The 12,137-nt window shown below is 47.9% G+C and carries 14 protein-coding genes and 1 riboswitch; of the genes, 5 read left to right on the top strand and 9 right to left on the bottom strand.

Translation table 11 applies throughout. The features are described from left to right. Nucleotides 1–2: 2 nt before the first annotated feature. The 5 genes from OGY72_RS17105 to OGY72_RS17085 all read right to left on the bottom strand — a co-directional run bounded on the left by OGY72_RS17105 (nucleotide 3) and on the right by OGY72_RS17085 (nucleotide 4,650). Nucleotides 3–443: a pseudoazurin gene (locus tag OGY72_RS17105; RefSeq protein WP_032934409.1), complete on the bottom strand. Its 441-nt coding sequence runs from the start codon at nucleotides 441–443 to the stop codon at nucleotides 3–5. 10 nt (nucleotides 444–453) lie between these two features. Further along, the gene (locus OGY72_RS17100) at nucleotides 454–1,269 is read right to left on the bottom strand and encodes an ABC transporter ATP-binding protein (protein ID WP_003832021.1); all 816 of its coding nucleotides are present in this window, start codon (nucleotides 1,267–1,269) and stop codon (nucleotides 454–456) included. Next, on the bottom strand, nucleotides 1,266–2,333 hold the full coding sequence (locus OGY72_RS17095) for a FecCD family ABC transporter permease (protein WP_003832023.1): 1,068 nt from the start codon (nucleotides 2,331–2,333) through the stop codon (nucleotides 1,266–1,268). The genes OGY72_RS17100 and OGY72_RS17095 overlap by 4 nt, the downstream gene beginning before the upstream one ends. 66 nt (nucleotides 2,334–2,399) lie before the next feature. Beyond that, nucleotides 2,400–3,455 carry an ABC transporter substrate-binding protein gene (locus OGY72_RS17090; RefSeq protein WP_003832024.1) on the bottom strand — a complete coding sequence of 352 codons (1,056 nt, stop codon included), beginning with the start codon at nucleotides 3,453–3,455 and terminating at the stop codon, nucleotides 2,400–2,402. A 221-nt stretch (nucleotides 3,456–3,676) separates the two neighbouring features. Then, a riboswitch (cobalamin riboswitch) is annotated at nucleotides 3,677–3,899 on the bottom strand. 211 nt (nucleotides 3,900–4,110) lie between these two features. Next, the gene (locus OGY72_RS17085; protein WP_188048025.1) at nucleotides 4,111–4,650 is read right to left on the bottom strand and encodes a GNAT family N-acetyltransferase; all 540 of its coding nucleotides are present in this window, start codon (nucleotides 4,648–4,650) and stop codon (nucleotides 4,111–4,113) included. 491 nt (nucleotides 4,651–5,141) lie between these two features. On the opposite strand from OGY72_RS17085, the gene deoD reads away from it, so the two are divergent. The 3 genes from deoD (at nucleotide 5,142) to OGY72_RS17070 (ending at nucleotide 7,974) form a co-directional block, all read left to right on the top strand. Next, nucleotides 5,142–5,849: a purine-nucleoside phosphorylase gene (gene deoD, locus OGY72_RS17080; RefSeq protein ID WP_032942921.1), complete on the top strand. Its 708-nt coding sequence runs from the start codon at nucleotides 5,142–5,144 to the stop codon at nucleotides 5,847–5,849. 38 nt (nucleotides 5,850–5,887) lie between these two features. Continuing rightward, nucleotides 5,888–7,042: an MFS transporter TsgA gene (tsgA, locus tag OGY72_RS17075; protein ID WP_063941861.1), complete on the top strand. Its 1,155-nt coding sequence runs from the start codon at nucleotides 5,888–5,890 to the stop codon at nucleotides 7,040–7,042. A 95-nt stretch (nucleotides 7,043–7,137) separates the two neighbouring features. Next, complete coding sequence (locus OGY72_RS17070) at nucleotides 7,138–7,974, top strand: nucleoside-specific channel-forming Tsx family protein (protein ID WP_126318540.1); 837 nt, start codon at nucleotides 7,138–7,140, stop codon at nucleotides 7,972–7,974. 47 nt (nucleotides 7,975–8,021) lie between these two features. Here OGY72_RS17070 and OGY72_RS17065 read toward each other — a convergent pair whose 3' ends face one another. The 4 genes from OGY72_RS17065 to dsbA form a co-directional block, all read right to left on the bottom strand. After that, the gene (locus OGY72_RS17065) at nucleotides 8,022–8,708 is read right to left on the bottom strand and encodes a Crp/Fnr family transcriptional regulator (RefSeq protein ID WP_063941862.1); all 687 of its coding nucleotides are present in this window, start codon (nucleotides 8,706–8,708) and stop codon (nucleotides 8,022–8,024) included. 121 nt (nucleotides 8,709–8,829) lie between these two features. Beyond that, complete coding sequence (gene cbpM, locus OGY72_RS17060) at nucleotides 8,830–9,123, bottom strand: chaperone modulator CbpM (protein WP_003832033.1); 294 nt, start codon at nucleotides 9,121–9,123, stop codon at nucleotides 8,830–8,832. Further along, nucleotides 9,123–10,043 (bottom strand): curved DNA-binding protein, encoded by a 921-nt coding sequence (gene cbpA / locus OGY72_RS17055; protein ID WP_286548446.1) that lies wholly within the window; start codon nucleotides 10,041–10,043, stop codon nucleotides 9,123–9,125. Before cbpA ends, cbpM begins: the two co-directional genes overlap by 1 nt. A gap of 205 nt (nucleotides 10,044–10,248) precedes the next feature. After that, nucleotides 10,249–10,872: a thiol:disulfide interchange protein DsbA gene (dsbA, locus tag OGY72_RS17050; RefSeq protein WP_267385054.1), complete on the bottom strand. Its 624-nt coding sequence runs from the start codon at nucleotides 10,870–10,872 to the stop codon at nucleotides 10,249–10,251. 395 nt (nucleotides 10,873–11,267) lie between these two features. On the opposite strand from dsbA, the gene OGY72_RS17045 reads away from it, so the two are divergent. Together OGY72_RS17045 and OGY72_RS17040 are read left to right on the top strand one after the other, a co-directional pair. After that, nucleotides 11,268–11,672 carry a VOC family protein gene (locus OGY72_RS17045; protein ID WP_003832040.1) on the top strand — a complete coding sequence of 135 codons (405 nt, stop codon included), beginning with the start codon at nucleotides 11,268–11,270 and terminating at the stop codon, nucleotides 11,670–11,672. A 70-nt stretch (nucleotides 11,673–11,742) separates the two neighbouring features. Then, nucleotides 11,743–12,105, top strand: a complete 363-nt coding sequence (locus OGY72_RS17040; protein WP_003832041.1) for a hypothetical protein — start codon at nucleotides 11,743–11,745, stop codon at nucleotides 12,103–12,105. Nucleotides 12,106–12,137 lie beyond the last annotated feature (32 nt).

Here is a 12,137-nt window from a genome sequence, read left to right as displayed (position 1 = left end):
GATTAACGTTTATCGATACGCGCGTAAATTTCCTGAAAGCGCTTGTCAGCAATACCCGGCGCTTTGAACGCGCGGTAGCTTTCTGGTAACGAGGCATCTCCAACCTTAATCAGCATCACCATGCCCTGAGCGTAATGCGGTGTACATTTGATGCCGTAGAACCCGGCATTGTCATAAGTAACTTCGATCTCTTCATCTATTTTTCCCATAAATCCAGGATAGCCAGCCGGAGACAATTCAGCGATTGACGCCGCGTTGTGGCTCTTATGTTTACGGATAAACTTCACCGTATCCCCTGGCTGGATCTCCAGATAATCTGGCTCATAGACCATTGGTCCCCCAGTCCCACGATTTTTCATCAACACTTCATGAGTTTGTGCGAAGGCAGAAGAGGCGAAGGCGAGTAAACACAAAATTTGCAGACTCTGTTTGAGGTATTTCATTGATTCTTCCTTAAAATTCATCAGGCCGTTGATAACGAATAAAACAATTTTCACCACCCGCATCCTTTTCAATGATGGCGTCGATTCCAAACCAGGAGTGGAGGTTTTCGCGGGTAAAAACGGCGCAAGGTTTCCCCTGCATCGCCATATGTCCGGACGTCATGACGATGACGCGATCGCAGAACATCGCGGCATGATTAAGATCGTGCAGAGCGGCAATCACCGTGAGCTTTTCACGTTTAACCAGACTCAACAGGCCAATCTGATGTTGAATGTCGAGGTGGTTGGTGGGTTCATCCATCAGCAACAACTGTGGTTGTTGCGCCAGCGCCCGGGCGATATGCAGGCGCTGTTTTTCTCCCCCTGAAAAGGTATGCCAGCAGCGATGCTGTAATTCACTGAGATCGACCTTTTCCAGCATAGTTTGCACAATATCGTCATCTTTGGCGGACCAGGGGGAGAGCATGCTAAGCCAGGGGGTTCGCCCCAGAGAAACGGCTTGTAAAGCAGTAAGACGCTCGCTGGTTTCAGCCTGTTGTTCGACCAGCGCCACCTGTTGCGCAAGATGACGCCGCGAATAATGCTGGAGCGCCTTTTGCTGCAGAGTGATATGCCCGGAAGTCGGCTTCAATAAACCGGCCAGCAGTGAAATCAGTGACGTTTTGCCCGAGCCGTTGGGACCTATGATGCCGACAAACTCACCAGGCGTTACGCTGAGTGAAATATCATCAACAATCGTCTTGCCTTTTACCTTCCATCGCAGATTACAGGCTTCAATAACGGCTTGTGCAGAGTTCACAAGGGGGGATACGAGATTCACCGTCATTTGTTCTGGTTTCCTCTAATCAGAATGATTGAAAACGCAGGGGCGCCAACCAGAGCGGTGATCACGCCTATTGGTAGAACCTGACCGGGGAGTAACGTGCGGGAAATAACATCTGCGATAATGAGGAAAATCGCGCCGGTAAGCGCACTGACTGGCAGCAGTCGATGATGCTGGTTGCCGACCAGCAGACGAGCGGCATGCGGGATAACCAGACCGACAAAGCCGATCGCACCAACGATGGAGACCATAATTGCCGTCATGCCGGTGACGGCGGCAATCAGTACTGCACGGGTACGTTTTACTGGAATGCCCAACGATGCTGCAGACTCAGCGCCAAAGGAGAAGGCGTCGAGATGGCGGGCATAACAAAAGCACAGCGCAATACCGACCAGAGCGGTAGGAATGGCTAAGACAACATCGGGCCAGCGTACACCGCTCAAATTACCTAACAACCAGAACATAATTCCGCGCGCTTGCTCGGCATTTGCTGAGCGGGTGATGATTAGCGACGTAATTGCATTGAAAAGCTGCGAGCTGGCGATGCCGGCAAGAATGATTTGGGTTGTCACACCGCCGCCTTGTCTACCGCCAGCAGCCATTGCCAATAGTGCAACGAACATAAATGCCGTTAGCGCGCCAATGAAAGCCCCCAATGACATGCTGATAATGCCGGCCCCAAGCCCGGTGAGAGCAATCAGCACCGCTCCGGTGGATGCTCCGGCAGAAATCCCCAGTAGATAAGGTTCGGCGAGCGCATTGCGTAGCAACGACTGTAACACTACGCCGGAAACAGCCAGGCAGGCACCGCAACTGGCAGAGACCAGCGCTCGGGTCAGGCGATAGTTCCAGACGATCCCAGCATCCAGCGCATCGACAGGATAGTGGGTATCAAAAAGATGATTTGCCAGCGTACTGAGCACATGCCGCCAGGGGATCAGCGTTTCGCCGATGGAAATCCCCGCCAGCAGCACGCAGCACATCAGCGCACTGACCCAGACGGCATGCCCACCGACTCTCACCGCAAGCAGACCAACGGCACGACGCATCCTGCGTGGATCACTCATGATTATCTGCGTTCCTGAGTAACAGAGATGCGCTATACCGTGCGAGGATATAGCGCAAAACGTAGATTAATGAGCAGCCTGCGGATGCGCTAAGCCATATTCAACAAGGGCATCAGCCAGTTTTTCCAGCCCATCAATAGTTCTGATCCCAGCATTCATTGTCTGTACGTCAATGACCGGCAGATGGTTTTCCTTAACGGCAGGAACCAGCCTGGTGACAGGATCGGACTTGAGGTATTCCATCTTGACCTTCCAGTCATCTGCCGGGAAGCGGCGACGGCTCATCTCGCCGAGCACAATGACAGAAGGATTAGCTTTAGCGATAGTTTCCCAGCCCACTGTTGGCCATTCTTCGGCAGAATCAATCACATTCTTCACACCCAGTGTTTGGGCTATCCATGCTGCTGGGCCAAACTTCCCGGCAACGTAAGGATCGAGCTGTAAATCGGCGCTTGAAAACCAGAACACGGCGGAAACATTCTTATCAATACCGGTAATTTTATTTTTCGCTGCGGCTTCACGTGCTTTAAGGCTGGCAATCAGCGCTTCGCCTTTATCCTGAACATCGAAGATTTTTGCCAGATCGGCGACTTCCTGATACACCATGGTGATATCAAACATCCCTTTACGGACACCATCACCACCATCTTCGTTATCTTTCGCACAGTCAGCTGGCGCGGTGTAAACAGGAACTTTCAGTTCACTAAACTGTTCATAAGAGGCAACTGTGCCAGCCGGGCCGATTTGCCACTCAAACTGGCTGGCGATCAGATCTGGTTTTTTAGCCAAAATCCCTTCAAAGCTCGGAATATTTTGCGCAATAACGGCAACTTTTTCATTTTCTGTTTTATAGGCGTCCAGTACCGGGCCAAACCACAATGAAGTACCGACGACGCGATCGGCAAGGCCTAATGAATAGAGGATCTCGGTACTGTTCTGACCCACCGTTGCCACGCGCGTTGGTGCCTGATTAAAGGTAATATCGCGGCCACAGTTTTTAATCGTCAGAGGATATTCGGTTTTTGCCGCGTCAGAAAAACCGGAAGCGAGCAGCAGAGCAGTGGTACCAAAAATTGCCAGAAGCGTTTTTTTAGAGGAGTAAAAGGTAGAATTAGCGTGCATTGTCATCGTCCCGTTGATGCCAGAATCTTAAGGTCTGGTCATGGCTCATTTCATTCCATATATCGGGAGGAGACATGAAGATAGATGACATTGAATCGTGAAATTTAAGAATAAAGATATGCGAAAAATGCAAGTAATACTGACTTAGCCAAAATCTTATTCATAAATACACTACTGCTGGTGTCAAATAATTCATCCCATGGACCATCCCGTCCACTCAATGGTATACATCATTGACAGCAGGTCTCCTGACTCACGGTAATCAGAATATCAGCCTTCCCATAAAGATAAACTTTACAGTGACCTGTGGCTTATTAGCCACACAAGGATATTCTGCATCCGCCTACAGTTGCGGGGGCAGTTATGGAATTGAATTAAATAATTCTCACCATATTCCTATTCATACACAAAATGTAATGAAATGCTGTCAAAAGCGACTCTAACGGCAATTGTTAACAAGGTCAACCATGGAATGTAAGAGGTAGAAAGATAATGTCATCCTGAAAATAATTAGTAAAAACAAAAGGATGCAGATGCATTGCTCTGTGTGTTGCTATAAATGAAAATAACAACAGAAAGCTAAATGAGAATTGATTGATGTTGATCAAATTAAAAGCATGATTCAATCTCTGCGCATAAAACATATTGATTACCATCAAAAATGCTGCGGATTAGCGTTTGAGTCCTTTTTTGGCGAACTCTCCATATGTACCAATTGCCATTCATCCTGCATATCCATAATCACCTTAAAATTTTTACGCAACCAGAAGTGATAACCTCCTGGTAAAAAATGATGGGTATGAAGATACAAAATTTTATATTTATGTTGCTGGCAGAATACATCTGCTAAAGCAAACAATTGGCTGCCAATCCCCTGTCTACGATAGCGCTCATCCACGTAGCAACGACAAATTTCTGCCGTTTCACGCAAGTTATAGCGCCCACGCAGTTCAGTAATACGATCATTATATTGACATACCGCCAGTGTGGCGATTAATTCTTGTTTTTCACTCCATGCGCAAAGCAATAAATTTCTTTCCTGTAACAGATACTGTTGTTCGAGATCAAAGAGATCTTCTTCGGCAGAAGGCATGGATCTGCCGGCATTGAAGAATAAATTAAGATGCTCAATAAGGAACGACTGAACAGCAGGAATATCGGCGTGAGTCATCTCACTAAATCTAAATGGGATCATGGCATGCATAACTCAATCTTAGAATGGAAAACGATAATAACAATAAGCCTCCTTTAAAAACAATATTGAGCGGCAAGAGACAGAAATGCAATTATCTATGGTGCTATTCTGCATACGGATTATAAATGGGAATCGTAAGCCCCTGCTGCTGGCGACGGTAGTAGCCACGCCGCTGGTGAGGGGATATCTGGGGGGACCACAATCGGATGGTGAGGCGCTTTCTTGTGCCTGGTTCCCGTCGCGGTCCTCGCCTTTATCTGGCAGTGCACGTTTGCCATGAGCAACGTACTGCTTCTTTGCGCTGGGTGCTGACGTTATTCACCGCAAGCCAGAAGACCAACACGCTGTGTTCCGTTTTACCACTTACCTGCACCACTAACTCTCAAAAATGAGAGGCCGATCCTCTGAGCAGGACTTTTGTCCTCAATCACCTCACAAACGTCTGGTTACAATCCCTGCATATCTTCAATACCCATAATTCAGGAATTGTTATGACTGCACATATTAATGCCAAGCCAGGGGATTTCGCGCCAACCGTTATTATGCCGGGCGATCCGCTCCGTGCTAAATTTATTGCCGAAAATTATTTAATGGATTACCGCGAAGTCACCAATGTACGTAATATGCTGGGTTATACCGGTTTATATTTTGGGCAACCTGTTTCGGTGATGGGACATGGAATGGGCATTCCTTCAATGACGCTTTATGCCCATGAACTGGTACATGATTTTGGTGTGCAAAGAATTATTCGCGTCGGCAGTTTAGGCGCAACACAACATCATGTCAAAATGCGCGATATTATCCTGGCCGTCGCCGCCGGAACGGATTCAGTCACAAATTTAAAACGTAGCGCGGGCTATGCGATGGCAACATCTGCCTATTTCCCATTATTACAGCAGGCGTGGACGCTGGCACAGAAGGCGGGTATCGATATTAAAGTCGGCAATGTTTTCAGCGGCGATCTTTATTACGATCCTGACGAAAATTTAATACCGGCACTGGAAAAATTCGGTGTACTGGGTGTAGATATGGAAGTAGCAGGCTTATACGCTTTAGCGCATCAGTTTAATATTGAAGCGCTGGCTATTTTAACTGTCTCCGATCATTGCCTGACCGGAGAAGAAACAACGGCAGAAGAACGACAATTGACCTTTAACAACATGATTGAGCTGGCGCTAAATACTGCTGTTACCGCTTAGTTCCGGCTTTTAATTGAACCAATCAGAGATGGCATTATATGAAGAATAAAATAGCACTTACGCTGATTAGTTTTCTGGCAAATTTTATTATGGCAGGGTTTGCCAGTCAGTTCGGTATGCTAATCGAACCGATTGCAGTACGCTACGGTGCCGATGTGAATACCGTTGCTTCGATATTTTCGTTGCTCAATGGTGGAGCATTAGCCGGCACCATCGCCGCCTTTTTCCTGATTGAGAAAATCGGTGTGAAGCGTATGACGCTCATTATCTATTCGATAGTGTTCCTTTGCGCTCTGGTAATGCACTTAAGCCCTGGCTTATGGCCGGTGATGGTCGCCATGACCCTGGTGGGTTTTTGCGGTGGGATCGGTCTGTGCGTGGCAGGAACGATTGTGGTATCGGTCTGGCAGGATCGTATTCAAAGTACGATGCTGGTGGTGCAGGACGCCACTTTCAACGTCGCGGGTGTAGTTTTCCCGCTGATCACCACCTTCGCCCTGACGCACAATATGTCGTGGAGTTACAGCTATCTGAGCGTGGGTATGGTGGCCTTACTCACGCTGGGCGTTGTGGCGCTCACCCGCTTTACTGCCTGCGAGACGTCGCCCACGGCAGATCGGACAGACAAGGTAAAATCGGAGTGGAATCCAGGGATTATCAGCGGAGGCATTGGCCTGTTCTTAGGTATGCTGGCGCTGTACACCTTCCTGACCTGGGCACCATTATTTGTGAAGAACAAATTTGGCATTCCCTTTGAAGAAGCAGGAAATATTATTACGCAATACTGGGGCGCTGCGCTGGTCGGGGCATTAGTATCAACCGTCATTGTTTCTCGGGTGAAGATACATTATTTCCTGCTAAGTATTATTTTGCTGGCTAGCATTATTACCACAATTATCGTCACGAAGGATAATATCTCCGGGCTTGATTATCTGGCCTACAGTTACGGCTTTGTCTGTGCTGCGCTGTATAACTCATTTATTGCCTATGGTGTTTCTTTCGTGAAGCGTGCGAGCAGTCAGAACGTTTCTTATATTTTAATTAGCGGCAGTGCCGGGGCCATGTTTAGTCCGGCGATCAGCGCGCTCATGGAAAAAACAATGGGATTACAGAAAATTATGTACGCAATACCGGTGTTGTATTTAATTATCTTTGTTATGTTAATGGCGACATTAAAACTCAAACGTAATTAAAAGCACTAATAATACTTACCTCTTTAATTAAATAGCCAGTCGCCACACCATTTATATGGTGAGGCGATACTCAACCTTACTCAAAGGAATTGAAAATGCTGAAAAAGAATAAATTAATGATTAAAAAAACAATCCTGGGTGCAGTAGTGGCAATGAGCTGTATGCAAGCATTCGCGGCTGACTATACTGATGGCAACATCCGTAAAAATGATTTTAACTGGATGCAGATGAACTTAATGCAAAGTGTGGACGCGAAAGTGCCATATGGTATTCGCAATGACACCTATCTGGAATTGGAGTTTGGTGCACGCTCTGGCATTATCGATCTGTACGGTTATGTGGATTTCTTTGATATTTTGGATCGCGAGAAGGACGATCGTCACGGTGGTGATAACTTCTTTGCCAAGATATCTCCACGTTTTTCCCTGGACGCCATTTTTAATAAAGATTTATCCGTTGGGCCGTTTAACGAATTCTATATTGCAACGGTCAATAACATTGGCGACCGGGAATTATTTGAACATTACGTTGGTCTGGGTACAGATGTGAAGGTCCCGTGGTTTGGTCTGGTGGGAATGAACATCTATGCGCATTATGTTCGTGAAAACTACGGTGCGGATAACGAAGGAAAGTGGGATGGTTACATGTTCTCGACTAACTGGTCGACGCCATTCTATACCTTTGCCAACGGCAGTTATCTGAACTATCAGGGGTACTTTGACTACCAGTTCGCCGCGAATAAGATTGCTAATCAACCGTTATACAGCAATAACGCGATTGAATGGTATAACGGTATCTACTGGCATTCAGAGCATTATGCAGTCGGTTATGGCCTGAAGTATTTCCGTAACATGGCATTGATGGAAAACCACGGCGGAGCAGGGCGAACCACCGGGCTCGGTCACTATTTCAATCTCACCTATAAGTTCTGATTGCGCCGAAATGACACACCAATGCTCTGTTTACGAGAGTTGGTGTGTCAGTCAATGATGTCATTGCCGAGAAATTTACGCAGCCCATCCAGATCCTTAATTTCCAGTCCTTGCTTCGTTCGCGTTACCAGCCCGGCATCCGTCAGCGCTTTAACCGCCCGCCGATAGACCCGGTCGGTTGTGCCGAATCGCTCAGCTTCCTGGTATTTTTTATGGAAACCATCCATCGGCTGCTTGTTCTGATGCTGGCGATACAGGTCATACGCCACGTTATGTACGATAGGGTAGAGCATCCGGTGCAGGAAGATTTCCAGCATATCCTGATAATCAATCGCCATTGCACTGGCAAAAAATATCGCCAGTCTGGGATGCTGATTCAGCGCTTCTTCCAGACGGTCACAGCTGCACACCGCTACGGTCAGTGGTTCTTCCGCGACGATATCAAGCTGGCAGCGATACCCGGTAAAAAACTCCATTTCACCAAACAGCTGCTCGTCGCATTCCATGGCGCCCAACTGGAATCGGCGACCATTCTCCGCGCTGTAACGCAGCGAAATTCTTCCGGATTGCACCATGATCAGTCGATCGACAACCTGTCCCTGGCGGTATAGATACTCATCTTCCTGGAGAATCTGCGTTTCAGAGAGCAGTTCCTGAAATATCTTCTCAATCAAGGCATCATCCTGCTGCCAGATGTTGTGAAAACGACCTTTCGTGAGGGGTTTAAGCTGCATGACTCAACGTCTTATTGTTTAAGATAATTCTTATCTGAGACTGTATGCCATCTGCTGGGCAATGTCATTAAGAGCGCGGGGCGGATAATAAAAGGACCAGCACCATGCTGGTCCTGACACACTAAGGATGGCTGATAAAGCGAGACAGGCGCTGGCGCAGCAGGCGGTTTTCCTGGCGTAACTGAGCATTTTCTTCCAGCAACGTCAGCGCAACGGCAATCCCTGGCCAGTCAAGTTCCAGCTCCTGACGAAGGCGCACCGCGCGACGCATTACAGTCAGCGCATGATCGTCAAACGTCTCGTCTTCATGGGGTTCTATCACCCCTAAGCCGACAATCTCATGCAGCTCTTCTTCTGACACACCGGTGTACAGACAAAATTCGGTAATGGTAAAAGTGACGGTAACGTTAGCCATTATGCTTTCCCCCACTCTTTGCGCGGATCAAAGGTCTTTTGTGCATCCGCCAGTTGTTGCCACAGGGCGGTACTGGCGTCGTCAGGTTTCGGTGGCATGACTATTTTGATCACCGCATACAAATCGCCGGTATGTTTTTTACTTACCAGACCCTTGCCTTTAATGCGTAGCCGCTGACCGGCCTGGCTGCCTGCAGGAATGGTCAGCAGGATGCTCTCTTTCAGCGTCGGAACGGTTACTTTCGCACCCAGCGCAGCTTCCCACGGCGCGAGGGGAACGACAACTTCCAGATCCTGATTAACGATATCGAACAGCGGATGCGGCGCAATATGAATCACCAGCCACAAATCACCGTTCGGCCCACCGTTTTCGCCGGGGGTGCCCTGGCCTTTCAGACGGATGCGCTGGCCGTTACCGACGCCAGCCGGAATTTTCACATTCAGCGTTTTAGGAATTTCTCGTTCTACCATGCCAAACGCATTGTAGGCTGGCAGGTTGTAACTGATAGTGCGGCTATGCTCAGTAAGCGTTTCTTCGAGGAATACGGCAACTTCGATTTCGATGTCGTGCCCGCGGCTGGCAGGGCGCTGGCGCGACTGGTGCGCACGCTGACCAAAAATGGAGGAGAAGATATCGTCGAAATCTTCGGCGCTGTAGCTTTGATTCTCTCCTTGCTGGAATTGACGGCTGAACTGTGGGTCGTTGCGGTGCTGCCACAGCTGGTCGTACTCGGCGCGTCGCTGCTCATCACTCAATACTTCCCAGGCTTCTGCAACCTCTTTAAACCGGGCCTCCGCGTCAGTCTCTTTGCTGACATCAGGATGATATTTACGGGCGAGTCGACGATAGGCGGTCTTGATTGTCTTGAGATCGTCTGTCGGTTTCACGCCCATAATGGCGTAATAATCCTTTAATTCCATAGCGTTCTCTCGTGTAAATCAACACTTGCAGAAGGTGAACCCTGACAACAGGTATCACCGCTAAGTTTAGGGTAATCCTGATAACGGCGAATGCCAACCGGGAAGGGAGGATATTGCGATAAACGATGCAGGCATTGCACCACCAACAGCGCAGTTGAGGTTACGGCATCTGTTGTGTGGTACGAAAAATGAGATTAGCTAAACATCAGGATTTGCTTATCAGGAAGCGGACCGTATCAGCATAGTTTTGCACGAATGCATTAAGGTCATCAGACTTCAGTCCTTTTGGATTGATCATATATTTTCCGTTGATAAAAATGGCGGGCACACCGGTTAAATCAACTGCCTTCGCCATTTCTTGCTGCTTAGCGGTCAGTGATTTCACGGCAAAGCTATTCCATGCCGCATCATAATCACTGGCGCTGACGCCCGCGCTGATAAATACGTTACGAATATCGTCCGCTGTTTTAACGGTTTGTTTTTTCTGAACGGCATCAAAAAGCAACGGCTTAACTTTATCTTGTACATTTAACAGCATGGCGACGGACCAGGCGTGGGTCATGTCTTGCCCCAGCGGACCTAAAAAGTCGACGTGGTATTCGGTGAGTTTGACATCTGCAGGCAATACTTTTTTCACGTTATCAGTGATTTCAAAAACTTCATCGTACTGATAACAGGAAGGGCAGTAGAATGAGAAAAACTTCAGCGCCGGCGGTGCGGAAGCGACAGGTTTTTCCAGGGTGATATACTCTTTGCCGTCGGTAAATGATGCTGCCTGAGTGCTAACTGTAAAAAGTAACCCAATCAGGGGTAATAAATATTTTTTCATTTCCATATACTCTAAATAACATTTAATAAACAAATCTTCTGCTAATGAATACGTTATTCATTGCGCCTGGATATAATAATGGAATCTTCTGAAAATACGCTGACCCTTACTTTCATTTACGCATCAGTACGTAGCAGGCATTATTTGTGTGCTGTCATTGAATTATCTGCAAGCATTCTTCGTAAATAGTGAATGATAACTTGCGTGATATTTTCAGGGGTATTTTTAGCAATGTTATAGTGTAATAAAAGAAGACGTAATATGATTAATTATCATTTCGTTTTTAAAGCGTGAATAGCAAGGTATTGCGCTAAGTTCTGCAAATACCCCCGTAGATTTTCTTTTTCTTGTCGTGCGTGAATGAATAGGGTAAGTGTCAGAGATGAGCAACCCAAATGGATATCGCTATGATTGACCACCTGGATCACCTGGTACTAACCACCAATCATGAAGAGGCTTGCGTTCGTTTCTATGTCGAGCTTTTAGGCATGAGGCTGGAAACCTTCGCGCAAGGTCGGAAAGCCTTCGTCTTTGGCAATCAGAAAATCAATCTCCACATTCGGGGAAAAGAGTTTGAACCCAAAGCCTACGCGCCAACGCCGGGGGCGCTGGATTTGTGTTTTATCACCACGCGTACGCTGGAAGAGGTGATGGAGACGTTTCAAACCCACGGAGTCGAGATTATTGAAGGGCCCGTTGCACGTACCGGTGCGACAGGACCTATTCGCTCGGTGTATGTCAGGGATCCCGATCTCAATCTGATTGAAATCGCGGTATATCCAGCAGATAGCAGGACATAACTTTACAGCGTAAAGGTTGCCAAAACCTGGCGAGTGGTTAAGATAACTCGCATCAATGAGTGAGGGTATAATGGCGAAACGTCAACGGATGGGATGGTGGTTCCTCTGTCTGGCATGTGTTGTGGTGATGGTTTGCACCGCACAACGCATGGCGGGCCTGCACGCGTTGCAGATGGATACCGCCGTTACAAGCGTTGCCGCCAGCGCACAAGTGCAGACCGACGAGGCCTCACCCGTTACCCCTTGTGAACTGAGCGCGAAGTCATTACTGGCTGCGCCACCCGTACTGTTTGAAGGTGCTATTCTGGTGCTGTGCCTGCTGCTGTCATTGCTGGCGCCAGTACGGGCGTTTCGTCTACCTTTTTTCCCACCGCGAGCCATCTCGCCGCCCACTCTCCGGGTGCATCTCCGATTTTGCGTCTTCCGTGAATGACAGAACAGCCGTTGCTGACTGTTAGATAATTA

The organism is Citrobacter sp. Cpo221, from assembly GCF_030332345.1.
GTDB classification, from domain to species: domain Bacteria; phylum Pseudomonadota; class Gammaproteobacteria; order Enterobacterales; family Enterobacteriaceae; genus Citrobacter; species Citrobacter portucalensis.
The sequence above is the reverse complement of the archived record's forward strand: the minus strand, read 5'-3'. Positions and strand labels throughout refer to the sequence as shown.

What these genes read in the sequence shown, in the direction of transcription:
- dsbA (WP_267385054.1), bottom strand. Translation starts at nt 10,872, where the DNA reads ATGAAAAAATATTTATTACCCCTGATTGGGTTACTTTTTACAGTTAGC.
- OGY72_RS17085 (WP_188048025.1), bottom strand. Translation starts at nt 4,650, where the DNA reads ATGATCCCATTTAGATTTAGTGAGATGACTCACGCCGATATTCCTGCT.
- OGY72_RS17090 (WP_003832024.1), bottom strand. Translation starts at nt 3,455, where the DNA reads ATGCACGCTAATTCTACCTTTTACTCCTCTAAAAAAACGCTTCTGGCA.
- OGY72_RS17095 (WP_003832023.1), bottom strand. Translation starts at nt 2,333, where the DNA reads ATGAGTGATCCACGCAGGATGCGTCGTGCCGTTGGTCTGCTTGCGGTG.
- deoD (WP_032942921.1), top strand. Translation starts at nt 5,142, where the DNA reads ATGACTGCACATATTAATGCCAAGCCAGGGGATTTCGCGCCAACCGTT.
- tsgA (WP_063941861.1), top strand. Translation starts at nt 5,888, where the DNA reads ATGAAGAATAAAATAGCACTTACGCTGATTAGTTTTCTGGCAAATTTT.
- OGY72_RS17105 (WP_032934409.1), bottom strand. Translation starts at nt 443, where the DNA reads ATGAAATACCTCAAACAGAGTCTGCAAATTTTGTGTTTACTCGCCTTC.
- OGY72_RS17100 (WP_003832021.1), bottom strand. Translation starts at nt 1,269, where the DNA reads ATGACGGTGAATCTCGTATCCCCCCTTGTGAACTCTGCACAAGCCGTT.
- OGY72_RS17065 (WP_063941862.1), bottom strand. Translation starts at nt 8,708, where the DNA reads ATGCAGCTTAAACCCCTCACGAAAGGTCGTTTTCACAACATCTGGCAG.
- cbpM (WP_003832033.1), bottom strand. Translation starts at nt 9,123, where the DNA reads ATGGCTAACGTTACCGTCACTTTTACCATTACCGAATTTTGTCTGTAC.
- OGY72_RS17070 (WP_126318540.1), top strand. Translation starts at nt 7,138, where the DNA reads ATGCTGAAAAAGAATAAATTAATGATTAAAAAAACAATCCTGGGTGCA.
- cbpA (WP_286548446.1), bottom strand. Translation starts at nt 10,043, where the DNA reads ATGGAATTAAAGGATTATTACGCCATTATGGGCGTGAAACCGACAGAC.
- OGY72_RS17040 (WP_003832041.1), top strand. Translation starts at nt 11,743, where the DNA reads ATGGCGAAACGTCAACGGATGGGATGGTGGTTCCTCTGTCTGGCATGT.
- OGY72_RS17045 (WP_003832040.1), top strand. Translation starts at nt 11,268, where the DNA reads ATGGATATCGCTATGATTGACCACCTGGATCACCTGGTACTAACCACC.